This window comes from Paenibacillus doosanensis (assembly GCF_025060755.1).
GTDB classification, from domain to species: Bacteria; Bacillota; Bacilli; order Paenibacillales; family NBRC-103111; genus Paenibacillus_S; species Paenibacillus_S doosanensis.
In genome coordinates this window covers 50,070-74,042 of sequence record NZ_JANYUY010000016.1, presented here as the reverse complement: position 1 = coordinate 74,042, position 23,973 = coordinate 50,070, and the positions used below count along the sequence as shown (strand labels likewise).

The window sequence follows — 23,973 nt, the reverse complement described above, 5'->3', positions numbered from 1 at the left end:
CAGATGATGAGTATCATGAACAATTTTGCTGAAATGCATCCCAAAAAGGAATTTCGCACTTTGTTAAGCATGCTTTTAATCCTTTATCGGATGTTATCAAAATAGTATTTTCATTGTTCTTAATCGAAGAGCACTCTTTTGCAGTTGCAGCTATTATTGCATCTAGAGACCCGAAATTATGCAGGAGTGCATGGTGTACAATTTTCTGTGCTTCTGCTATGGTTTTTTCTGAAAAGGGGAGTATTGACAATGACAATAGTGAGGACCTACCTGAAGTTGAATCCTCAACAAGTTTAAGCCATTGTTTTACAACCTTCGGCTTCATACGTTTTTTATTCGCCCCACCCCCCCCACGTGCATACTTTCCAATTACCGATATTATCTCAACCAATGATATAAGAGAAATGTAGCAAGTACCTGCCTTAATTGTATTGACAGCCTCTTCTGTAGCTATGTTACTATTTTCACCTAATGGTAATGATGCGTTTTTAATAAAATTAAAAAATGCATTTGTATCTAACAAGTATACAGCCTTCATAGTTTAGCTCCTTTATTTTTCTTCAAACAGATCCTCAGGAGTAGCTTTAACGAGTTTTTCAACATCCTCTTCACTTAAAGGAGCAAGTTTGCTCATAATAAAGTTAACCAACTTTGAAAGGTCGGCTTCAGGACCCTTATTAATGTAACCTTGAATTCCAATATTGGTTAGTTTTTTAATATCAGCAAATTCACTATAATTTGTATATACAATCACATCAACAAAGGGGTCCAGTTTCCTTATCTCTGTTAGAACTTTTTCTCCATCAAGTCCAGGCATTTTCAAATCAAGTAATACGAGGTCATAATTATTGGCCTTAAACATTTGTAGTCCTTCAATACCATCACGTGCAATATCGGCATCAACACTCTCAAGTGCAAGAGCTTCACGAACAGGCGTTGCTGTATCGATTTCATCTTCAATAATTAATATATTATTCATTAAGAGCTCCCCTTTTTTGATTTATTGATATAATAAATTTCGCACCAGCTTCATGGTTTATATCCAAACTAATACTACCGTTAAACATTTTAAGAACATTCCATACAATGAATAACCCCAAACCCTCTCCTCCATCATTTTGAGAGGATGGGTCTTTTGTAGAATAAAATGGTTCAAAAATCTTTTTTGCATTCTCTTTACCTATCCCAGGGCCATTATCAGAAAACAAAATAATTATTTGATCATTCACTTTACTTGATAACGTAACGCAAATTTTTCCGCTTTGTTGTACTTCAGAGATGGCCTGCATGGAATTAATTATTAAGTTGTAGAACACTTGATCAAATTGAACTGGATCCCCCCAAAGTTGAATTTTCTTATTCCCTTGCAAAGAATAATTTATTCCAGAAGTTTTCAACCGGACAGAAAGGTCTAAAAACACTGCATTAATTCTATCATAAACACTAAACTTCTCATTCTTGCTTTTGCTAGAGACAATTGGACGAAATCGTGCAAGTAGTTTACCGATGCGATCAGTTTGACTCAAAATCATTTTTAAAAGTACATTAATGCTGTCCGCGGCTAAAACTCCTTTTTGAGCCTTCATTTGATAAAGTTGCGTGGAATACCGTATATTAGTTATTGGTTGACCAAGCTCATGGGAAAAACCTTTTAATAATTCTCGCATAGCAATCATTTGTCGATTATGTTCTTGTTCAGTTACAAGACCTTGCAACTTATCCCAAATACCTTGTTCGGATTCAAACTGTTCTTCAATTCTACTTACTTGTGAATTAGTTCTCCTGATTCCTGATTCTAAGACTTTTATGTGTTCGGAAATCACCTTAGCTTCTTCGAATTTATTAAATTTCAAGTAAAAATTATAAAGTGTTCTCGATATTGGAATACTAGATGTTGCGCTATCTCGCATTCTCTTCAGTGTACGTTCTAATAATTCTACATTTTCTATGTACTCAAAATAATACACTAGCTCATACTGAATATTAAAGTCACTATTTAAGATGAACTTTGAATCTATTTCAAAAATATTCTCTGCAATGGAATAATCCTTTTGCTTTCTACAGATTCGAAATAGTGACCTAATTATTGTTGGATTTGGTTTTTTGGTATTTATTATTACTCTTTTACCTAACTTAAGAGCTTCATTATATAATTCATATTTCTCAGCCACTGAAATAAAGTACTCGTCTATTTTTTGAGTCTTTAATTCGTACTCAGTATCAATTCTCCATTTGATTATTGTGCGAATTGTATCAATATCATTTAAAGCATCAATTGTTTTAACAATATCTGACAAGTTCTTATCGTCATCCATTTTTTTTAATAAACTTTGTATTTTTTCGTTTAAAACATATCGTGATTCAAATATGGACGCAAACTTCTCTTTAATTTGTATAGGAATTTTTCCACGTTGTACTTCGTCCATAATTATTTTCTGATATCTTCTAATAAATTCGTCTGATGTTTTTGTTTTAAGAATTTGATAGAAACGAGCAAAATTTTTAAATTGCTCAGGTCTTTCGCCTATGAGCTTTAATTGATTAATGTATGCTACACTAGCGCTGTCAAAATCGCCCTTTTGAACCAGTATATCCCCAAGTATCTTGTAAAAAAAATTGCTGTTGGGAAACTGGACGATAGCTTCTTTACATTTGTCAATTGCCCCATCAAGGTCACCCAAATATCTTAGTCGGCTTATTTCATTAGAGTACTCTTTTTGTAGATTAAAGTCCGTCATACTTAATACCTCTCATAGTAAGATCAATTGATTTACTAACTTACTTTTTATCCAAAATGACAGACCCGATACCTAGTCTATTGGAGTTATGCATATTATGCTGTAACAGTGTATAAAAGTATAAAACCATGCTTAACTAGAAACATCTTCTCAAATCTCCACACAACAACCTGTGCAGTTTGGGTATACTGGCAGCCCATACTGTTCAAAATGAGCAAAATATGCGCTTCGTTTTCCAAATACTTAGGCTGAACTGCATAGGTTCCTTATAGCATATCTACATATTTTTTACAACTATTTCATATGTCATATCATTCAAATCTATTTTTCCACATCCAAAAAGGGTCTGTAAATACCCGTGCTGGTATTCGGAAAAGTTATGCTCCTTGCTTTATATTCCGAGGCTAGACTTAGATAATTTTTGTAGTAGCTCTTCATTTTTTAATTTCGTTGTTGATACCACAGTTTCATACAGGACCTACGATATGAATGACATGTGAAGCAGGATAATGACTGCCCCACCGACAGCGTAGTCTCCTTGCTGTTCTCTGATCTTTACGCATTCTTCTGGAAAACCCGTACCCGTAGCGGTGGCCAAATCACCACAGAGCAAATGATGGCGGCTATTCGAGACTTCGGTGTGGAACTACGCGGGGCAGGTACGGATGAGAGTCCGTTTGTTTACCGGAAGCTTCAAGAAGTGCTGGATGCGCATGCCGAAACGATCGACGTTATGCACGTGCTGAAACCAATTGGTGTTTGCATGGCGGGAGCAGATGAGTTTGATCCTTATAGGATTGATGCAATCCTAATAGTTCATCAATTTGAGGTGGTATATGGTGTTCGTTCAAATTAAGTGTTTCATCACGCCCGGCCTGTAAGGGATGAAGTAAAACCCTAGGCTCCTTTGCAGGCTGGGCCTTATCCCAAGGGGCGTGATGGAATGAAAAACAAATCAAGTAATCGTAATCGAGCGTATTATCGTCACCATCGAAAAAGGGTGATCCAGCGAAAGAGCAAGCTAGCCAAACTGCTCGGATGGCATGAAAAATGCGTAGGGATGCTTGCAAAGGGTAAGATTCATTGTTCTTGTTCATATTGCAGGAAAAAGACGAGGGAAATGGGGTTTCCTAAGTCTGAACTAACCAAGCTGGAACGTATAGATGATATGGTTGAATGATAGTGATTTTGGATCAGTTTGTTGATAAGAAATAAATGTAGTATATTTAATTAAACGGGTGCCAGACCGTTATAAGTGAAGAAGAGTTGAGGGCTATCCCACGGAGATGCTGCAATGTTTCGAATGAGAAGAAAGCGAGCCCAACGTAAGGCGGTCAATCTTTTTGGCGGTGGGTTGTCGCTTTTTTCTTTGCTTTATTATTCGAACAACTTTAAGACGCGTAAATTGCATTAGGTCCTTTCTATAGTGTCATGGATATAAAAATAGGCCGCGCTGGAAGATCCAGCACAGCCTCATCTAACCATTCCTCTTTTCTTTCTTTGGTGGCACCAACGAATCTAGTTTATTCGCTGCATCCCTGTCGGCTGATTGTAAGGCATGGCCGTAGATGTTCATTGTGGTAGAAATATTGGAGTGTCCTAAGCGTTCCGATATGAGTTTGGCATGTACTCCTTTGTTGATCAATAAGGTTGCACTCGTATGGCGAAGATCGTGGAATCTAATGTATTTTAATCCGTGCTTTTTAAGAAATGCTCGAAACCATAGATAGGGTGTCTCTGGATAATAAGCTATTCCTTCATCATTAGAAAAGACAAAGAAGTGGTCTCCTCCTTTCCATGCGTCACCTAGGGCAAGACGTTTTTTTCGCGCTTCTAAATAGTATTCTCTGAGGTGTTCGATTACAGTATCCGAAGAAAGCTGGATTGTCAACAGTAAATCAGACAGCTTTTTTAAGGGCTGCATGACGATACTGAATAGGCGTCATGTATTCAAGTGTCCCATGAATCCGATGCTTGTTAAACCAGTTAACATAATCGTATAATTCCAGTTCCAGATGACGAAGACTCTGGAAGTTCATCTGGTTTACGAACTCCGTTTTCATAATCTTGTAGGTCGCTTCCGCCACGGCATTGTCGTAGGGGCAGCCTTTCATGCTCAGGGATCGGCCAATTTCAAATGTCTCCAAAAGCGCATCCATCGTTTGATTTTTAAACTCGCTGCCACGATCGGTATGGAACCATTGAATCTGAGATAAATCACCTTGAACCGTTGCAAAGGCACGGGAAACCAACGCAGCATCCTTATGAGGACCTGCGCTATGGCCGATGATCTCTCGATTGAACAGGTCGATAAGTATACAAATGTAATGCCACCGGTTCTGAACTTTCACATACGTTAGATCACTGACAACGAATCGTCTAGCCTCCGTTTGATCGAATTCGCGATTCAATGTGTTGGCTGTAGACGCTTCATTACATGCGGCCTTAAGCGGGTTATATTGGGACACGGTGTACGTGGAAACAAGCCCATGCTCTTTCATGATCCGACCAATTCGACGCCTGGAGACGACGAAACCGTGCTCCTGGAGCTTGACTTTGATCTTGCGTGTACCGTAAGCTTTTCGATTCTTATGGAAAATGTCCACAATCGCTTCGGTGACATCTTCTTCGTTCGCTTTTTCTTTCGCTTCATAGTAAAACGTACTTCTTGCGATTTGCAGGACGTCGCACATTGCTGATACCGAGTATTTATGTGAAAATCGGTAGTAAAATCTCCAATATCATCGGTTGAAAATTCCCCACTAACTGCCGACATACTCTCCGGAGGGAGAGAGTCGAGATTGGTCAAAAACGGGGAGTATTTCAGAATGAAAGACATGAGGGAAAAAGGGATGAGCATCACCCAGATCGCAGACGAGCTGGGGCGTGACCGCAAGACGGTCAGGAAGTGGCTGCAGGCAGACGAACTCGTTAGTTATGTCAGACGCAAGCCGACGGCAGGAAAACTGGACGCCTACAAAGGTTACATCCGGCATCGCATGGCAGAGGGCTGCCTGAATGCGAGCGTTATTCTGGACGAGATTCGGGAAAAAGGCTATACCGGTAGCAGCACCATCCTGCGGGTCTTCATGCAGCCCCTTCGGCCAGCGGTTCAGTCCAAGGCAACAGAGCGGTTTGAGACACAGCCCGGTGAGCAGGTAGATTGGGGGCACTTCAGAGTAGATCACGACGGCCGGATGAAACGCTTCTACGCGTTTGTCATGGTGCTTGGCTACTCGCGAGCGATGTATCTCGAGTTCACGGAGGACGAGCGGCTGGATACGCTCATGGGCTGTCATACGAGAGCCTTCGGGTACTTCGGCGGCATTACCCGAAACTGCCTCTACGACAACATGAAGACCGTCGTCATCGGGCAGGACGAAGGCGGCGAGACGATTTGGAACGAGCAGTTTGCACGGTTTGCCAAGCACTATGGCTTCACGCTGCGTCGCTGCAAGCCGTATCGGCCGAGGACCAAAGGCAAGGTGGAAAACGGTGTTGGCTATGTACGAAAGAACTTCTGGCCGCGCGTACGTACGTTCACAGGTCTGCAGGATCTCAATGAACAGGCTAGGCACTGGCTTGACACCGTCGCGAATAAACGTTTGCACGGCACGACGTTTCAGGTGCCCCACGAGCTGTGGAAAGAGGAACGTCTTATCCCCACGAACGACATCGCCTTCGCTTACGCCGAGCGGCGTCAGCGGAAGGTGACGAGCGACTGCTACGTCTCTTACGAGGCGAATCGGTATACGGTCCCGTTTTCCTACGTGGGTTCCATCGTAGAGGTCCAGGACGAAAAGAATGGCACGCTGCGCTTCTACTGCGGCGAACAACTCATCGCCGAGCATCCCAAGTCCATGGGGCGGCACCAAATCGTAAGCAATAAAAAACACTTCTAGGGCATTCGCAGCACATCGAGTCGTCCGGTTGGAGAGCCCACGCCTCGTTATGTCAGCCAAATCGCACCAGAAGTGTCGGAACGCTCGCTATCGGTCTATGACTCGCTCATGGGAGAAGAGGAGGTGTTCCAATGATTCTACAAGAGAGATTGGAGGCGGCCATTCGCCACTTTGGGTGGGTCCGCATACCGGAAATCATCCATCAGCACGACGAAGAAGCGTCTAAAGCGAATAAACCGTATTTGGAGTTTTTGGACAAGCTTCTGGCCGAAGAATTGCTCGCCAAGCACGACCGGTTCATCCAGACACGGACACGTCTTGCGCATCTACCGTTCCGCAAGACGCTGGATCAGTTCGACTTCGCCTTCCAGCCATCGGTCGACGAGCGACGAATCCGCGACCTCTCCACGCTACGTTTTGTGGAGCATCAGGAGAATCTCATCTTCCTGGGTCCGCCAGGTGTAGGCAAGACGCACCTCGCCGTAGCGCTGGCGCTTGAGGCGATCAAGCGACGTCATACGGTCTATTTCATCACGGCGCATGACCTGGTTCAAACGCTGCAGTCCGCTCACTTGACCAACACAGTCAAACAGAAAATCAAGATGTTCATCAAGCCTGATCTGCTCATCATCGATGAGATCGGGTACCGGAAGATGGACGAGACAGCTGCCCATTTCTTCTTCCAGATTGTCTCCGAGCGCTACGAGCGTGGCTCAATCTTGCTCACGTCCAACAAGACGTTTGGCGCTTGGGGTGATATCTTTGGCGACACGGTGCTGGCGACGGCGATCTTGGACCGCCTCCTCCATCACTCCAGCACGATCAATATCAAGGGTGAGAGCTACCGCATCAAGGAAAAGAAAAAGGCCGGCTTCTTCCGCCCTGAACCAACCGGGGACGCTGCAGCCGACCGATGAAACTGGGGAATTTTAAACCGATACTTTTGGGGATTTTTCGTCCGATGTTGACATTTATCACGGTTGTTCTGGATGATAGCTACTTTCGTCCCATGATCAGCGCGGCTTGCTTTAAAATATCCACCTCCATTTTCAAACGTTGGTTTTCTCTTCGTAAAGCTAGCAGCTCATTTTCTTCTGACGAGCGATTGTCCTTCTCCTTGAAGGATCCTGTGGTCGTGGCTTGTTTGATCCAGCGGTCTAAAGCGGAGGCGGTGAGGTCATATTCCTCCACAATTGCTGCTCTAGATTTACCGTTTTCATAGAGTTCCACCATTTGTTTTTTGAATTGTGCTGTAAAAGTACGTCGTTGTTGTTTTGGCATTGTAGAGTTCCGCTCCTTAGGATGATAGGTTTATTCTACAAGCCCTTATTTTTATTGTCCAACTAAGTGTAGACGATCCAGCATCATCATTTTGAACGTAAAGAGCAAAAGCAAGGACCCCTTCAGCAATGACGGGGTCTTCATGTATAAAATCGTCTATTTAGGTGACTCCAAGGCAGATGAGGTGCTTTATGAAGCAGGGACTGTACGAGCAAATTATTAATAATCTTACAAGGAGACAGTTGTCGGACCTGGATCCTTCGCTATACGAAATTGGTATAGAACAACTTGATCCAGAGGAAGCACGAAAACAACTATCTAATTATTTAGCTGCAGTGACCCGAAGAGCTTTGAAAATGATTCGTGAACAAAATAGTGATGATGAAGAAGCGCTACTTTTGCAGGTGCGGACTTGCAATGAACTTATTGCAACCCTTCGCAATACTCTAGGGAACGAGGAGTTAAGGGAATGGCAGCTTGATGAACGGGGGGAGGTTTTAGCCTACGTATATTCCAAGCTGAACCACATTCGTAGCATCAAGGATTCCAAGGTTAATAGACCTACAACTCCATTGTCACAAAGTTCATTATTTACAGGATCTCATTCGGAGCCCAATATGATGAGTGAACTAAAAACTGAGATCGTAACCTCAGATCAGGTTGATTTATTGGTTTCCTTTATTAAATGGAGTGGGTTGCGCTGCCTAATGGAGCAGTTAGAGGAGTTCACATCAAATGGGGGCCGTTTACGTGTCATAACAACAACATATATGGAAGCAACGGACTATAAGGCCGTCATAGAATTAAGCAAGCTACCGAACACGGATATCAAAATCTCTTATGACACGGATCGTACACGATTACACGCAAAGGCGTACTTATTTAAAAGAAACACAGGCTTTACTACAGCCTACGTGGGGTCATCCAATCTATCAAATCCTGCTCTTACGAGCGGCTTGGAATGGAATGTAAAGGTTACGGAGAAGGATTCCTACGATGTTCTTAAAAAAATAGAGGCGACCTTTGAGAGCTACTGGAATGATCGGGAATTTAAGAGTTTCTCCATCTCGGATCAGGAGCATCAATTACTGCTCAAGCAGGCACTTGGCAAAAAGAAGGGACAGGAGAGCAACCTACTAACCTTCCAATTTAACATCACACCTTATGATTATCAGAAAGAAATTCTTGAGAAGTTAGAGGCTCAGAGAGTGATTTATGGAAGAACAAGAAATCTGTTGGTCGCTGCTACTGGGGTAGGGAAAACGGTTATTTCTGCATTTGATTATAAGCGGTTTGCCGGTCGTAATCAGAGAGCAAGACTACTCTTCGTCGCCCATCGCGAGGAAATCCTTAAGCAAAGTCTGGATACATTCCGTTTTATCTTGAAGGATCTGAATTTCGGGGAGCTTCATGTTGGGAGTAATCAAGCCGATTCCATTGATCATCTGTTTATTAGTATTCAAAGTTTTAATACATTAAAGCTTGCTGAAAAAACAACTCCAGATTTTTATGATTATATCATCGTTGATGAATTTCACCATGCCGCGGCGCCTTCCTATCAAAAGCTTTTGTCTTATTACCAGCCTCAGATATTATTAGGGTTAACAGCCACTCCTGAGCGGATGGATGGAAAAGATGTATTGCACTACTTTAATGACACCATCGCGGCAGAAATTCGCTTAACGGATGCGATTGATCGGAAGTTGCTTTGTCCCTTTCATTATTTTGGTGTGACAGATAGTGTTGATTTATCTCAAGTCAAATGGACAAGGCGCGGTTACGATCTCAATGAGCTGGAGAACTTATACACCCATAATAAAATTCGGGTAAGTCAAATTATAAATAGCTTAAAAAAATATGTAACAGATTTGGATGATATGAAAGTACTTGGATTTTGCGTGAGTGTGGATCATGCGCTCTATATGGCTAAGGTTTTCAATGAGTCGGGGATAACTGCTATTGCACTGCATGGAAAGTCTAGCGATGAGGAGCGTAGTTCTGCAAAGGGTAGATTAGTTTCAGGTGATATCAAGGTGATCTTCGTTGTCGATCTGTACAATGAAGGGGTAGACATACCGGAGATCAACACGATCTTATTTTTGCGTCCTACAGAGAGCTTGACCGTATTCTTACAGCAGCTTGGTCGAGGGCTTCGCTTGGCAGATGGAAAAGAATGCTTAACGGTTCTTGATTTTATTGGACAAGCGCAAAAAGAATATAATTTCCAAGAGAAATTTAGAGCTATACTTGGCAAAACAAAGCATTCCGTTCAGCACTACGTCGAGAACGGGTTTTCCAGCCTACCACGCGGAAGTTTCATTCAACTTGAGAAACAGGCAAAAGAATACATCCTAAGAAATCTGAAGCAAACGACAATTAATAGGAAGAGCCTGGTTGGTAAGCTCAAATATTTTGCAGAAGATACTGGATTGAGTTTAACGCTAGAAAATTTCATTCGATATCACGGAATGAGTCTTTATGATTTCTACGGTGGACGTAATGGGAATCGAACATTCCGAGGCCTGATGGCTGAAGCGGGTTTAATAGAGCCATTTGAGTTTGAGAATTTGGAGTACCTAACAAAACGTATTCCGGCTTTATTAAGTATTAACTCTCGGAGACTTTTAGGCTTTTTAATCGAGTATCTTGAGCAAGGAAAACCCGTACAAACAGAAGAAGAGCGTCTGATGCTGAATATGTTTTACTATACCTTCTACCGATCTGAGCCCCAAAAACAAGGGTATCTGGACATAAATAATGCTGTTCAATCTATTGTTTCTTGCAACATGTTCAAGGAAGAGATCATTGAAATACTTAAATATAATTACGCACATATTAACTTTGTCGATAGGAGGAATGAATTCCCTTACGTATGTCCGTTAGATCTACATTGCACATATTCAACGGACCAAGTGCTAGCGGCCTTCGGCTTTTGGAATGAAGAGAAGGCTCCAGCTTTTCGTGAAGGAGTAAAGTATTTCGAGGATAAGGGAACGGATATTTTCTTTATTACACTGAATAAATCCGATAAAGACTTTTCTCCGTCGACCCTCTATGAAGATTACGCCATCAATGAATGTCTTTTTCATTGGCAAACTCAGAGTCGTATTTCGGAAGAAACCAACACTGCCAAGCGATATATGCATCATAAACAGATGGGGAATAGAATTGCATTATTCGTCCGCGAATATAAAGAGGAGAATAATTTTACTTCGCCTTTTGTCTTTCTAGGAGAAGCCGAATATGTAAGGCACGAAGGGAATAAACCCATGAGTTTCGTTTGGAGATTGAAGGAAGAGATGCCTCCGGAATTGGTGCCGGTGGCAAATAAGGCAATAGGATAGGAGAAATGAAGGTAATGATTGAGGTGGCTGCGGCAATAATTGAAAACGAACATGGCCAGATTCTAATAGCTAGACGTAAGAAAGGTAAAGCTCAAGAAGGTTTGTGGGAGTTTCCGGGTGGCAAGATAGAGAATAATGAAACTGTTGAGGAATGTCTCAAGAGAGAATTGCTAGAAGAAATGGACATTCAAATTCAACCGTATGAACCGTTCGGAGTGAATGACCATTATTATGGTGTGACGCTTATCCGACTGCATGCATATAAGGCCAAATTAGTGGGTGGGAAATTTATTTTAGTCGATCACGATCAATGTAAATGGGTGTATTCGAAAGAGCTAGGAGAGTATGAATTTGCTCCGGCGGATGTTATGTTTGTGAAAAAATTAATTGGAAACTCGTCGAAGGCCATGGACTAGTCCATGGCTATTTTTATGTGTCGAATACTAGTGTATAATTTTGTAATATAATAGTATTTTAAGATTACAATGAGGATTAGGAGGAGAACGATATCTCTATTAAAATAACCGAGGCCATTTTCAGAAAAAATGATATTGAGCTTCCCGTCACACCAAGTGATATGGATAAACAAAGCTATGAATCGCATTATAAAGGATATCTGTTTTGTCCCACACCTAATTGTAACGCTCATTTAGTCTTCATTGAAGGGAATATTCAGGTCAGCCATTTTAGAACTTGGAGAAGAAGTAATGTAAATAAGGCGGCTGATGTAGATGATAAAGGTAAACACATTGAGGGTTGTCCCAACTCAATAAGTTATGAAGAATCAGAAAAGAATAGAAGAAGATATGATCCTGATTATAAGTATAATGTATCTGATGAACACATAAGTTCGGTATTACGAAGAGCATACAATGCATTTACAAAAAAACAGACTGGTTCTGAATTTAACGGTGGTAGAAAACGAAATTCTTCCAACCTAACAAGTCCTACAGGCGGATTAGTAGACGAGATTTCTGGAACGGCAATTCTATTTGGCCAAGGCGAGGATATAACAAAAGGTAGAGAACCACGTATTCCTGTACGGCTTTTGGAGAATATCAGTGAACAAGATTATTTCCAGGTCAGATGTATAATTGGGTTAGTGTCTCATATACACCTCGAAGAGAAATACGCATATATTAATTTGAAATCTACAAAAGGTATAAACATAAAAATCCATTTCAATGAAAACTTTATAGTGAACAATCGTGTACAGTTCGAACTCTTCCCATACATTAAAGATTATGCAAAATCGAAAAAAGAAGTTAAATCGGAAGTTGTCTGTTGTTGTGTTGGAGAAGTGAAAAAGACTGAGAAAGGAATAGATGTTAGACCAGATCGCTACTCCGCATTTAGCTTAGATAATAAAAAGCTTTATGCCATACTGCACGAAGTAAGTAATCTTTTTAAATAAGATTATTAGAGCACAAGTAACATTTCTTTCTTTGGTATACATAGACGGGTAATTCGAAAAACTACTACCACAGTTATGGAACCTTGTGTTAGCCTGCAAGTCCTGCAATAGGGGAAGAGTCATTTACGCGATTGTGGAGAGCAAAGGTGTAAGTATCGAGGAGTTTGAACAAGTACGTTTAGCCAAGAAGGAAGATCGTGGCGGGTTCGCCCAAAAGTTATTCCTAATTAGTGTTGAATACAATTGGTCTGGGCACCCAATCGGTGCTCTTTTTAGTATAGTTTACATGATAGCCCATACCTAGATGAAGGAACTTGTCGTCATTATGGCGAAATAAGAATAGTGCTTAGGACATATTAGCGCTCTACTTAAATGCGGTAACACATAAATGGATAATTAATCAGTACATGAGGAGGAGAAGGATGGAGTCCAATTTCATATTCTTAGATAGCGCCTTTCCAGTACTTGCTCAAATAGGCAGCACCGCAGAAGAATATCTTTATTCGGATCCCAATTCGTGCCTAATTAAACTGGGTTTACTAGGCGAAACGATCGTTAACCTCATGATGCAGCTAGATGGTATTCAACCTCCAAGCTATGACAACACACATGCAAACCGAATTAAGCTGTTGAAGGGTCAGGGATTACTACCACGCGAAATTGATGATATCCTATATAGCTTGCGTATGGCTCGGAATAAAGCCGTGCATGCGAACTACGATTCGCTAGAACAATGTAAAGTTCTTATGGGTATGGCCCACGAGTTAAGCATTTGGTTCATGCAAACGTATGGAGACTGGCAGTATAAGCCTGCTCAGTTTGTTTTGCCTCTTGAGAAGACTCAATCTAAGGTTGATTACGAAGCGATTCTTCGTGAAAAGGAAGCCAAGATTGAAGAGTTGACAAAGCTAGCTGAACAAGCAAAAGTAGCTCAAACGATGACGATCGAAGAACGCACCTCAAGAGGGAGTCGCGCAGCTCAACAGCTTCAGCTTTCAGAGGCGCAAACGAGGTACATCATCGACGAGCAGCTGCGAAAGGTTGGTTGGGAAGCAGACACGGTCCATTTGCGGTATTCGAAAGGAACGCGACCACAGAAAGGTCGTTACCTTGCAATTGCTGAATGGCCGACACGCAATACCAACGGTAAATCTGGATCTGCCGATTACGCTTTATTCGTTGGGCTTCAAATGGTTGGAATTATTGAGGCGAAACGCAAGTACACAGATATTCCGTCCGTAATCGATAACCAGTGCAAGGAATACGCACAATCCGTAAGTGAAGAACACGCAGCCTATCAGGTAGGTAATTGGAGTCAGTATAAAGTACCTTTCGTATTCGCAACGAACGGTCGGAAGTATTTGAAGCAGCTTGAGACGAAATCAGGAATTTGGTTTCTCGATGTACGCAAACAATCAAATATCTCCAAAGCCCTTCAAGGCTGGATGAGTCCGGACGGTGTTATGGAATTATTGAGCAAAAATACAGATGAAGCAGATCAAGCTCTGAGTGCAACGCCATATGATTTGCTTCGTGATCCTGACGGTCTCAATCTTCGCGAATACCAAATTGAGGCCATTGAAGCGGCTGAAAAAGCCATTCTCAATGGGCAAGACAAAGTACTGCTCTCAATGGCTACAGGAACAGGTAAGACGCGAACGATTTTAGGGATGTTGTATCGTTTCTTGAAATCTGGCCGTTTTGGGCGAATCTTGTTCCTTGTTGACCGCACCTCACTTGGAGAACAGGCGCAGGACGTATTCAAAGAAGTCAAGATCGAAGAGCTCATGACGTTAGATAACATCTATAACATCAAGGAGCTCAGCGATAAGGAAATTGATAGGGAGACCAAGGTACATGTCGCCACGGTACAAAGCTTGGTTAAACGTGTTCTTTACAACGAAGGGGAAACCATCCCTGCTGTTTCCGACTACGACTTAATCATAATCGATGAAGCGCACCGCGGCTATATCCTGGACAAAGAAATGAGCGATGACGAACTTCTCTACCGTAATCAGGAAGATTACGCAAGCAAGTATAGTGCGGTCATTGACTACTTTAATGCTGTCAAAATTGGGTTAACGGCAACACCAGCAGTTCAAACGACACAGATATTTGGGCAGCCTGTATTCAACTATACTTACCGCCGAGCCGTTGTCGAGGGCTACCTTGTAGATCATGATGCTCCCCATACGATTGTCACCAAGCTAAGCAAAGAAGGGATTACCTATCAAAAAGGTGAAGTCGTCCCAATTTATGACCCTATTACGGGAGAAATTACAAATAGTGGCGAGCTGGAAGATGAGTTAAAATTCGATGTGGAGAAATTTAACCGCCAAGTCATTACGGAGAACTTCAACCGCACCGTATTGACCGAGATTGCTCAAGACATTAATCCAGAAGGCGATGCGAAGACACTCATTTTTGCCGTTGACGATAGCCACGCCGATATCATTGTTAAGCTTCTTAAACAGATTTATGAGCCATTTGGGGTAGATAACGATGCGGTCATGAAGATCACAGGTAGCATCGGCGGTGGAAATCCAAAGAAAGTACAAGAGGCCATCAAACGTTTTAAAAATGAACGTTACCCTAATATCGTCGTTACAGTCGATCTATTAACAACAGGTATTGATGTACCTAAGATTACGACTCTTGTCTTTATGAGACGGGTTAAGTCGCGTATCCTCTTTGAACAGATGATGGGTCGTGCTACACGACTTTGCCCTGAAATTGGCAAGACTCATTTTGAGATTTACGATCCTGTTGGCGTTTATGAATCGCTTGAAGATGTAAATACAATGAAGCAAGTGGTGATCCAGCCTTCGACATCTTTTGATGATTTGCTGGATGGACTTAACGCGCTATCGACCGAGAAACAGCTTCAAAATCAAATTGATCTCATTGTGGCTAAGATGCAGCGTAAGAAGCGCAGTATGACGAAAGACGCCATGGCATATTTCAGAGACATTGCGCAAGGTGATACACCAGACCAATTCATTGAGAAAGTCAAACACATGCCAATCGAACAAGCTAAAGCATATGTTCTCGCTCATCGGAAGATATTTGATATTATGAACGAAGGCGGTAGCCGTAAGCCAAGAGCTGTAGTGATTTCGGATAAAGAGGATGAGCTTGTCTCTCATGAACGTGGTTACGGTAAAGGGCTGAAACCGAAGGACTACCTGGATGAGTTTAAGGTATTCATTACAAACAACATGAACAAAATCGCAGCTCTCCAAGTCGTTTGTACACGGCCAAGCGATCTTACTCGAGAAAGTTTAAAGAGCTTGCGCCTGGAATTGGACCGTGAAGGGTTTACAGAACAGCAGCTGAATACCGCTTGGAAGCAGTTATCCAATGAGGACATTACAGCGGATATTATTAGCTTTATTCGTAAGGAAGCGCTTGGATCTGCGTTGGTAAGCAGAGAAGAGCGTACAAAACATGCAGTTGCCAAGCTAAAGGAGAAACACTCCTTTACGAAAATGGAGCTGGATTGGCTTCAGCGTATAGAAACGGTATTGTTGCACGAGCCGATTCTGGACCGTGATCTATTCAATACTGGTGCATTCAAGAATCAGGGCGGCTACAATCGCATCAATAAGATTTTCCGAGAAAAGCTTGATACCATTATTACAGATTTGAATCAGTATTTATTTGAAGATGGGGGACAATCAGCGTGAACAACCAAGAGATCGTATCTAAGCTATGGAACCTATGTAATGTTCTCCGAGATGACGGAATTACGTACCATCAGTATGTCACTGAGCTTACCTATATCCTGTTTTTGAAGATGGCGAAAGAAACCGAGACTGAAAAGGAAATCCCAGAACAGTATAGATGGGATCAACTGCTTAAGCCGAAAGGGATTGATCTTAAGAAGTTCTATAAGGAGCTGCTCAATCACCTAGGTGAGAATACCAAAGGTCGAGTGCGAGAAATTTACGCGGGGGCTTCCTCGAATATTGATGAGCCCAAAAACCTAGAGAAGCTCATTATTTCGATTGATGCACTCGATTGGTATTCGGCTAAAGAAGAAGGACTTGGCAACCTCTACGAGGGATTGCTTGAGAAAAATGCAAACGAGAAGAAGTCTGGTGCAGGGCAGTACTTTACCCCTCGTGTGTTAATTGATGTGATGACGAAGCTTATTGCTCCACAGCCAGGTGAACAGTGTAATGACCCAGCGTGCGGAACATTTGGTTTTATGATCGCTGCTGATCGCTATGTTAAGGATCAAACAGATGATCTATTTGCTCTATCGCCCGAGTTGCAGGAATTCCAGCGTAAACAAGCATTTTCTGGCTCTGAGCTTGTGCATGAAACCCACCGTTTGGCCTTGATGAATGCGATGTTACATGATATCGAAGGACCGATTATACTTGGCGATACATTGTCCAATCAAGGGAAGTCAATGAAAGACTTTGATGTCGTGCTCTCGAATCCACCGTTTGGAACGAAAAAAGGCGGCGAGCGTGCGACACGGGACGACTTTACATATCCTACGTCAAATAAGCAGTTGAACTTCTTGCAGCATATTTATCGCAGTTTGAGGCCGAATGATAAGGCTCGAGCAGCTGTTGTGCTACCAGATAATGTCCTTTTTGCTGACGGGGACGGTGCTTCTATTCGTAATGACTTGATGGACAAATGTAACTTGCATACCATTTTGCGTCTACCGACCGGAATTTTTTATGCACAGGGCGTTAAGACCAATGTACTCTTCTTTACGCGAGGCAAGTCCGATAAGGACAATACGAAAGAGGTATGGTTCTATGATATGCGCACGAACATGCCGTCGTTCGGTAAAACAAATCCGCTAAAGGCAGAGCATTTTGATGCGTTTATAGCGGCATATACAGCAGAAGATCGTCACAAGGTACAGGATGAGCGTTGGAATGTATTCACGCGTGAGCAAATCCGAGCGAAGAACAATAGTCTCGATATGGGGCTGATTCGCGATGAGAGCGTTCTTGATTATGACGATCTTCCTGATCCAATTGAGAGCGGAGAGCAAGTCGTAGCGCAGCTTGAAGAAGCAGTTGATTTAATTTTGAGCGTGGTTAAGGAACTGAAGTCATTGGAGGTTAGTCGCTAATGGCTACGGTGAAGAAAAAGCAGAATCTATGGGGAGAAGAGTTATTAAAACAAGCGTTGGTGCCTGAGGATGAACAGCCAACTGAGGTGCCTGATAATTGGCTTTGGGTGTACGGAAGAATTGCGTTTGATAAAATGGAATCAAAGAGACCTACAGGAGACTATTTCAGATATATTGATATAGAATCCATCGATAATAAAGGTCAAAAGGTACTGGAACCCAAAATAATAGCGGTTTCTGAGGCTCCTAGTCGAGCTAGCCGAAAACTATATACTGGCTCAACGTTATTTTCTCTCGTTAGACCATATCTAAGAAATATCGCTTATATTGATGAGTCTTTGTCTGACTGTATTGCTTCAACGGGGTTTTATGTTTGCAGGCCAAGTAAAGTATTTAACAGCAGATATCTGTTTTATCTTATGACGAGTGATTATGTAGTAAATGGACTAAATGCATATATGAAAGGGGATAATTCCCCCTCTATAAGAAAAGATGATATTGAAAATTTCGCTTATCCATTGCCACCGCTTGCTGAACAACAACGTATTGTTGACCGTATTGAAAGCCTGTTTGCTAAGCTTGATCAGGCAAAGGAATTGGCACAAAATGCTTTAGATAGCTTTGAAACACGTAAAGCCGCTATCCTACACAAAGCTTTTACAGGGGAGCTTACTGCGAAGTGGCGTAAAGAGCATGGTATCGGGATGGATAGTTGGGAGCGAAAACCCATTAAAGAGTATGTTTCTAAGCTAAACCAGGGTTGGAGTCCGAAATGCGAAACACATCCTTCTGAAAGCGAAGATATGTGGGCAGTAATCAAAACAACTGCGATTCAACATATGCATTTCAACGAGATGGAAAACAAACAGTTGCCTTCTAACTTAGAGCCTAAAATACAGCATGAGTTACAGGATGGCGATATATTAATTACTCGTGCAGGTCCTAGAATTCGTGTTGGAGTATGTTGCCTTGTTAAAAACGTTAGACCTCGTCTATTGCTTTGTGATAAAGCGTATCGGTTCAACGCCCTAGGACATAAAACAATACCTGAATTTCTCGTTTATCAATTGAATACATCTTCCATCTTGGATGAAATAAATCGAATGAAAACAGGTATTTCTGAAAGTGGTGTGAATCTGACTCAAGAGGGCTTTTTGAGTATAGAGATTGTAATGCCGAGCCTATCTGAACAAAAGGAAGTAGTTCGTCTGCTAGATGGTTTCCTCGAGAGGGAACAAAGAGTCAACGAATTAATTAATATAATAGATAAGATTGACATTATGAAGAAAGCAATCTTGGCTCGTGCTTTCCGTGGTGAACTAGGTACTAACAATCCAAACGAAGAAAGTGCATTGGAATTGCTTAAAGAAGTAGCTCAATAGAGGAACGATTGCAATAGTGTCGGGTATAAACTCTGTGGTCACTTTTGTGGTCACGCAAATTCATGAGGATACCTGTGGTGTCTAGAAAAAACAAAATGTCCGAAAGTCCTTGTGAAAAAAGGAGTTTCGGACATTGAAGGATACAATAGGGGCAATGCTCGCCACACTGGCAGCGATGAAATCAGGCTTAGCCCTTTGCACAAATTTTACTAATAGCTGTTGACGACTTGTTGACGAACATCGTCAACAACCAATAAAACTCAAACAAAACGAACAATACACAGAGGTCAAAACCCTTATATATCAAGGGTTTTGACCAACTAACACAGAACCCAAACAACTCCCACATGCTCCCGCATACAGTACATGTGTAATTTGTGCATAAGTTAAAAGTTGTAATCATACTAAATTCCAAAGAACCGGTATCCCGCCGCGGCACATGATCTCTATATTTTTTTAAGCATATCAAATGGATTGTTACTGCTAATGCATAATGTCCGCCAGTTGACGGCGTAAGTTGTCCAGACCTCAGATCGAAACCGCCCAGGTGTGCAATCGCACACCTGGGCGGTTTCAAATGTCTTTTATTATGTGGCGAAACCAAATATTTCACTAATTAGAAACGGTTACACTATTTGATTCCTGAAAAGCCTCTTCATTTTCAACGTCTACATTCGTTGGATCCCACTTAATAATTTTCAATCCAATATAACCAATAAACGGTACAATACTCAGATATAGAAGTGTATGGGCTAAGCCTGAAGAAGCGAGTATTACAGGGAATAGGAAGAGTCCAGTCATATTCCCGATTCGGCTTGCCCCCTCGGCCCATCCGGTACCTAATCCACGAAGTTCAGTAGGATAGGATATGGCTCCCATTGTTTTAGATTGCGCTCCTGGTCCAACAGAATGACCAAAAATAAATACTGCTAACAGTAATGCTGACAATATCCCGGGCAAATTGCCTCCTACCCCGATAATAACGAGGCTTACAAAAGCAATCAAATAGCCAGTTGACGTAAGTTTTCGAATTCCAAATTTGTTCGATAAGAAAGCGGCACAAAATCCACCAAGAATACCAAAAAGGTTGAAAAAGATGGTACCTGAAATACTATTAATGATTCCTTTACCGAACAACATAGCAGAAATGGATGGAATATAGAAACCTACAGCAAAATATTGCATAGCTTGTGTGGAAGTTAATATACCTACCAAGATCGTGCGAGCTCTATATCTAGGTTTAAAAATAATGGAGTACGGCTTGTTCTCCTTACTGATTTTCTGTTCCTGATGATTATTCTGAACAGTGACTGAAATGTTATAGGTTTTTTCCAAAACTTTCGCTGCTTCTCTTAAAGGAAGGTGAGTGGCCGCCCACATGGGACTTTCGTTCATAAACATAAATCTGAAGATAAGGACAATTAAGGCTGCAACTGCACCAAATCCTACGGCCCATCTCCAAATGTTATCAGCCGCTCCCATGAGATAGAAGGGGAGGATAACTAATCCGGTAGCAACAGCTGCAATATACCATAGTGCTTGCCAAAGAGCTACAAACTGTCCTTTTTTCTGTGAATTCGAATACTCTGCGATAAAGCTTAATGCAACAGGCAAGTCCATTCCTATACCGATACCCATTAAGAAACGGAATAAGATAAGAATCGGTAAATTAGGAGCTAATGCCGCACCTAAAGCGGCAAAAACCATAAAAAACAAATCAATCATAAACATTTTGTTTCTACCAAATTTATCTGTATAATACCCTCCCAAAACTCCCCCGAGTAATGCCCCCACCGCCATGATGGCTGTAAGCATTCCTAGTTGCGATGGAGATAAGTGAAATTGTTCTTTGAGTTGATCGGTTCCGATTCCAAGACTTACAACATCATATGCGTCAACAAATACTCCACCTAGTGCAACAAGAATGACTTTCCATCCACCCTTACTAACCGGATTAGAATTTACAAACTGGATAATATCATCCTTCGAGCGAATGAGTAATTTTTTTTGCTCCACAAATATCACCTTCTTCTGCATTATTACAATTAGAAACCGCTTTCATACCCGTTCAAAATATACTGGATCGCTTGATAATGGATTTTCTTCTCTAATTAACTAGCCCCTTTCAGATTAGATAACTTTGTATCTTTGTATTAAAGTTATAACTATCTAACTTAGCTTTTATATTATTATCGCAAAAACCTTTTGTCAATAAAGACTTTTCTACTTTTGTTTATTTTGATATTCCTGGAACTATTGACATCACAATGATAATTTGTGCTAGAATAAAGTTAGTGCATATTGTTATAACAATGGGACAAAATGACTCGAAGATAACGGAAACGGAGAAGAAGGGAGAAAGTATGTATGTTGTCATCGGCAGATTTGAGAGTAAATAAAGTAGGTCTTATTGGCGTCGGCACAATGGGGAAGTGTATGTTAGAACGATTGATTGAAAACGGATTTGAGGTGGTAGCCTTCGATCCTTTCCCGGCAGCCCAAGAGTTCGCAAAGGAAAAGGGAGCCGTTCTTGCTTCAAGCCCAGCAGAAGTGGCTAGTGAGGCAAAGCTGATTCTTATGTCATTGCCTGCTGCCAAGCATATATTTGAAGTGATTAGCGGGGAAAAGGGGTTAATAGATGCATTGACTGCAGAACATGTAATAGTAGATACAAGTACAGTAAGCCCGCTAACTTCTCAAAATGGTGCTGAAATCGTAGCGGCAAAGGGAGCAAGCTATGTAGATACTTCGATTTTGGGACGGCCAAGTGCTGTAGGGAATTGGCTGCTTCCTGCCGGTGGCAGTGAAATCGCGATTGAATTTGCAACACCTGTGTTATTAACCTTCGCGAAAAAAGTGGTCAGAGTCGGGGATGTCGGGGCTGGTAATGCATTAAAGCTGTTAAATCAGTTGATGTTTTCCGTTATTAATGGTGTAAGCGCGGAGGTTATGGCATTAGCGAAAGCAATCGGAGTTGATAAAAAAGCGTTTTACGATGTAGTTGCAAACAGCGATGCGGCTACTGTAAGCGGTTTATTCAAAGAAACTGCAAGAAGAATTGTCCTTGAGGAATATGACAACCCTACTTTTACGATAGAGCTACTATGTAAGGATGCAGACCTTGGCATCCAAATGGCAAAGGATGCTGGAGTGACACCATTGATTGCAGGGTTTGTGCAGATGTTCAACGAGAACGCTAAAGGGAAAGGTCTTGGGAAGCAAGATACAAGCTCAATTGCAAAAGTATTTGAGGAACATTTTAAAAAGTTGGAACAATAATGCAATGCATATCCAATGAGTTGAAAAAAATTTAAAGAAAGAGTGGGAATTTGATATGAAACTTTCTTTTGAATATGGCCATGGTTTATTGGAAGCGAACCTTCCTGAAAATACCGATGTATTTATTCCTGGAGAAACGATTCCAGATCCACCTTGTATTCCAGAAGATCAAATTGAAGAAAAAACACTTGAATCGATCCGTAACCCTATCGGTATGGAACCATTAACCGAACTGGCGAAAAAAGGATCAAAAGTAACCATTATTTTCCCGGATAAAGTAAAAGGCGGCGAGCAGGCAACTGCACACAGAAAAGTATCTATTAAACTCATATTAAATGAGCTCTATTCTGTTGGAGTTGAAAAAAAGGATATTCTGTTGATTTGCTCTATCGGACTCCACCGGAAAAATACTGATAAAGAAATTCGGAATATTCTCGGGGATGATATCTTTCATGAATTTTTCTATTCGAATCAAATCATTAACCATGATAGTGAAGACTACGAACATTTAGTGGATCTTGGTACAACCGAAAGTGGAGATCCTGTCATTATGAATAAATATGTATATGAGAGTGATGTTGCGATTTTAATTGGACATACCCAAGGTAACCCTTATGGTGGTTATTCTGGAGGATACAAACACTGTTCTACAGGCATTACGCACTGGAAATCGATTGCTTCCCATCATGTTCCTAAAGTAATGCATCGAAAAGACTTTGTTCCGGTCAGTACAAACTCTTTAATGCGTACGAAGTTTGATGAAATCGGAGAACATATGGAAAAATGCATGGGGAAGAAATTTTTCTGTTGTGATGCTGTTTTGGATAGTAAATCCAGACAAATCGAAATTTATAGTGGATATGCCAAAGAGCTTCAAACCATCTCCTGGCAGACTGCAAATAAACGTACCTTTGTCCCCTTTGCCGAAAAAAAATACGATGTGTTAGTTTTTGGTCTACCTCAGTCATTCCATTATGGAGATGGCATGGGTACAAATCCTATTATGATGATGCAAGCAATTTCGGCACAAGTGATACGGCATCGGAGAATTATGAGTGATAATTGCGTGATTATCTGCTCTTCCACCTGCAATGGGTATTTTCATGATGAAATATGGCCCTATACTAGAGAAATGTATGAAATGTTCCAAAAAGATAGTATGAATATATTGCCTGATTTAAATCTATATGGACAATATTTTGCCACAAATGAAGAATATATAAGAAAATATCGATTTGCGAACGCATTTCACCCATTTCATGGATTTTCTATGATATCAAGCGGGCACATTGCTGAAAAGAATACATCAGCCATATATATCGTAGGTGCGGAAATGCCCGGATATGCCAGGGGAATGGGATTAAAGACAAGAGCTACTTTTGAAGAAGCACTAGAAGATGCCAAGAAAAAATATGTGGGTAACAATCCCCATATTCTGGCATTACCCAAAGCATTTAAAACTGCAGCAGTTCATTTAATGATGAAAGATGAAATGATTGAAGGAAATAGTTCCCGCCATCATATGTAAAGGG

17 protein-coding genes and 2 pseudogenes are annotated in these 23,973 nt (G+C 41.5%); 11 read left to right on the top strand and 8 right to left on the bottom strand.

Annotation, left to right across the window (positions count from 1 at the left end; all coding sequences use genetic code 11):
* Positions 1-13: 13 nt before the first annotated feature.
* The 4 genes from N0M98_RS13755 to N0M98_RS13740 all read right to left on the bottom strand — a co-directional run bounded on the left by N0M98_RS13755 (position 14) and on the right by N0M98_RS13740 (position 3,176).
* Positions 14-538, bottom strand: a complete 525-nt coding sequence (locus N0M98_RS13755) for a PIN domain-containing protein (protein ID WP_259618221.1) — start codon at positions 536-538, stop codon at positions 14-16.
* 12 nt (positions 539-550) lie between these two features.
* Positions 551-979, bottom strand: coding sequence for a response regulator (locus N0M98_RS13750; RefSeq protein ID WP_259618220.1), 429 nt, complete (start codon positions 977-979; stop codon positions 551-553).
* Positions 972-2,738 carry a sensor histidine kinase gene (locus N0M98_RS13745; protein WP_259618219.1) on the bottom strand — a complete coding sequence of 589 codons (1,767 nt, stop codon included), beginning with the start codon at positions 2,736-2,738 and terminating at the stop codon, positions 972-974. Before N0M98_RS13745 ends, N0M98_RS13750 begins: the two co-directional genes overlap by 8 nt.
* 321 nt (positions 2,739-3,059) lie before the next feature.
* A complete protein-coding gene (locus tag N0M98_RS13740; protein WP_259618218.1) occupies positions 3,060-3,176 on the bottom strand; it encodes a macro domain-containing protein in 117 nt (38 codons plus the stop codon).
* A gap of 130 nt (positions 3,177-3,306) precedes the next feature.
* Between N0M98_RS13740 and N0M98_RS13735 the strand changes: the two are divergent.
* Positions 3,307-3,594 (top strand): annotated as a pseudogene (locus tag N0M98_RS13735) (hypothetical protein); the annotation flags it as partial.
* A 621-nt stretch (positions 3,595-4,215) separates the two neighbouring features.
* On the opposite strand, the gene N0M98_RS13730 reads toward N0M98_RS13735, so the two are convergent.
* Positions 4,216-4,662, bottom strand: a complete 447-nt coding sequence (locus N0M98_RS13730) for a site-specific integrase (protein ID WP_259618217.1) — start codon at positions 4,660-4,662, stop codon at positions 4,216-4,218.
* Positions 4,637-5,452: pseudogene (locus N0M98_RS13725) on the bottom strand (IS3 family transposase); the annotation flags it as partial. The gene N0M98_RS13730 and the pseudogene N0M98_RS13725, both read right to left, overlap by 26 nt.
* A 114-nt stretch (positions 5,453-5,566) precedes the next feature.
* Between N0M98_RS13725 and istA the strand changes: the two are divergent.
* Both istA and istB read left to right on the top strand, forming a co-directional pair.
* Positions 5,567-6,640 carry an IS21 family transposase gene (istA, locus tag N0M98_RS13720; protein WP_259618216.1) on the top strand — a complete coding sequence of 358 codons (1,074 nt, stop codon included), beginning with the start codon at positions 5,567-5,569 and terminating at the stop codon, positions 6,638-6,640.
* A 131-nt stretch (positions 6,641-6,771) separates the two neighbouring features.
* On the top strand, positions 6,772-7,557 hold the full coding sequence (gene istB, locus N0M98_RS13715) for an IS21-like element helper ATPase IstB (RefSeq protein WP_259618215.1): 786 nt from the start codon (positions 6,772-6,774) through the stop codon (positions 7,555-7,557).
* A 79-nt stretch (positions 7,558-7,636) separates the two neighbouring features.
* On the opposite strand, the gene N0M98_RS13710 is transcribed toward istB, so the two are convergent.
* Positions 7,637-7,921, bottom strand: a complete 285-nt coding sequence (locus N0M98_RS13710) for a transposase (protein WP_259618214.1) — start codon at positions 7,919-7,921, stop codon at positions 7,637-7,639.
* A 191-nt stretch (positions 7,922-8,112) separates the two neighbouring features.
* Here N0M98_RS13710 and N0M98_RS13705 point away from each other — a divergent pair, with 191 nt between their 5' ends.
* From N0M98_RS13705 to N0M98_RS13680, 6 genes are all read left to right on the top strand, one after another.
* Positions 8,113-11,265 (top strand): DEAD/DEAH box helicase, encoded by a 3,153-nt coding sequence (locus tag N0M98_RS13705; RefSeq protein WP_259618213.1) that lies wholly within the window; start codon positions 8,113-8,115, stop codon positions 11,263-11,265.
* A gap of 14 nt (positions 11,266-11,279) precedes the next feature.
* A complete protein-coding gene (locus tag N0M98_RS13700; protein WP_259618212.1) occupies positions 11,280-11,681 on the top strand; it encodes a (deoxy)nucleoside triphosphate pyrophosphohydrolase in 402 nt (133 codons plus the stop codon).
* Positions 11,682-11,842: 161 nt separating this feature from the next.
* Positions 11,843-12,679, top strand: coding sequence for a hypothetical protein (locus N0M98_RS13695; RefSeq protein WP_259618211.1), 837 nt, complete (start codon positions 11,843-11,845; stop codon positions 12,677-12,679).
* Between the two features lie 422 nt (positions 12,680-13,101).
* Positions 13,102-16,365, top strand: coding sequence for a type I restriction-modification system endonuclease (hsdR, locus tag N0M98_RS13690; RefSeq protein WP_259618210.1), 3,264 nt, complete (start codon positions 13,102-13,104; stop codon positions 16,363-16,365).
* On the top strand, positions 16,362-17,780 hold the full coding sequence (locus N0M98_RS13685) for a class I SAM-dependent DNA methyltransferase (protein WP_259618209.1): 1,419 nt from the start codon (positions 16,362-16,364) through the stop codon (positions 17,778-17,780). The genes hsdR and N0M98_RS13685 overlap by 4 nt, the downstream gene beginning before the upstream one ends.
* Positions 17,780-19,162, top strand: coding sequence for a restriction endonuclease subunit S (locus N0M98_RS13680; RefSeq protein ID WP_259618208.1), 1,383 nt, complete (start codon positions 17,780-17,782; stop codon positions 19,160-19,162). The genes N0M98_RS13685 and N0M98_RS13680 overlap by 1 nt, the downstream gene beginning before the upstream one ends.
* A 612-nt stretch (positions 19,163-19,774) precedes the next feature.
* Here N0M98_RS13680 and N0M98_RS13675 read toward each other — a convergent pair.
* Positions 19,775-21,178 (bottom strand): MFS transporter, encoded by a 1,404-nt coding sequence (locus N0M98_RS13675; RefSeq protein ID WP_259618207.1) that lies wholly within the window; start codon positions 21,176-21,178, stop codon positions 19,775-19,777.
* 351 nt (positions 21,179-21,529) lie between these two features.
* Here N0M98_RS13675 and N0M98_RS13670 point away from each other — a divergent pair, with 351 nt between their 5' ends.
* Positions 21,530-22,441 (top strand): NAD(P)-dependent oxidoreductase, encoded by a 912-nt coding sequence (locus N0M98_RS13670; protein WP_259618206.1) that lies wholly within the window; start codon positions 21,530-21,532, stop codon positions 22,439-22,441.
* Positions 22,442-22,496: 55 nt separating this feature from the next.
* Complete coding sequence (locus N0M98_RS13665) at positions 22,497-23,969, top strand: lactate racemase domain-containing protein (protein WP_259618205.1); 1,473 nt, start codon at positions 22,497-22,499, stop codon at positions 23,967-23,969.
* The last annotated feature ends 4 nt before the right edge of the window (positions 23,970-23,973 follow it).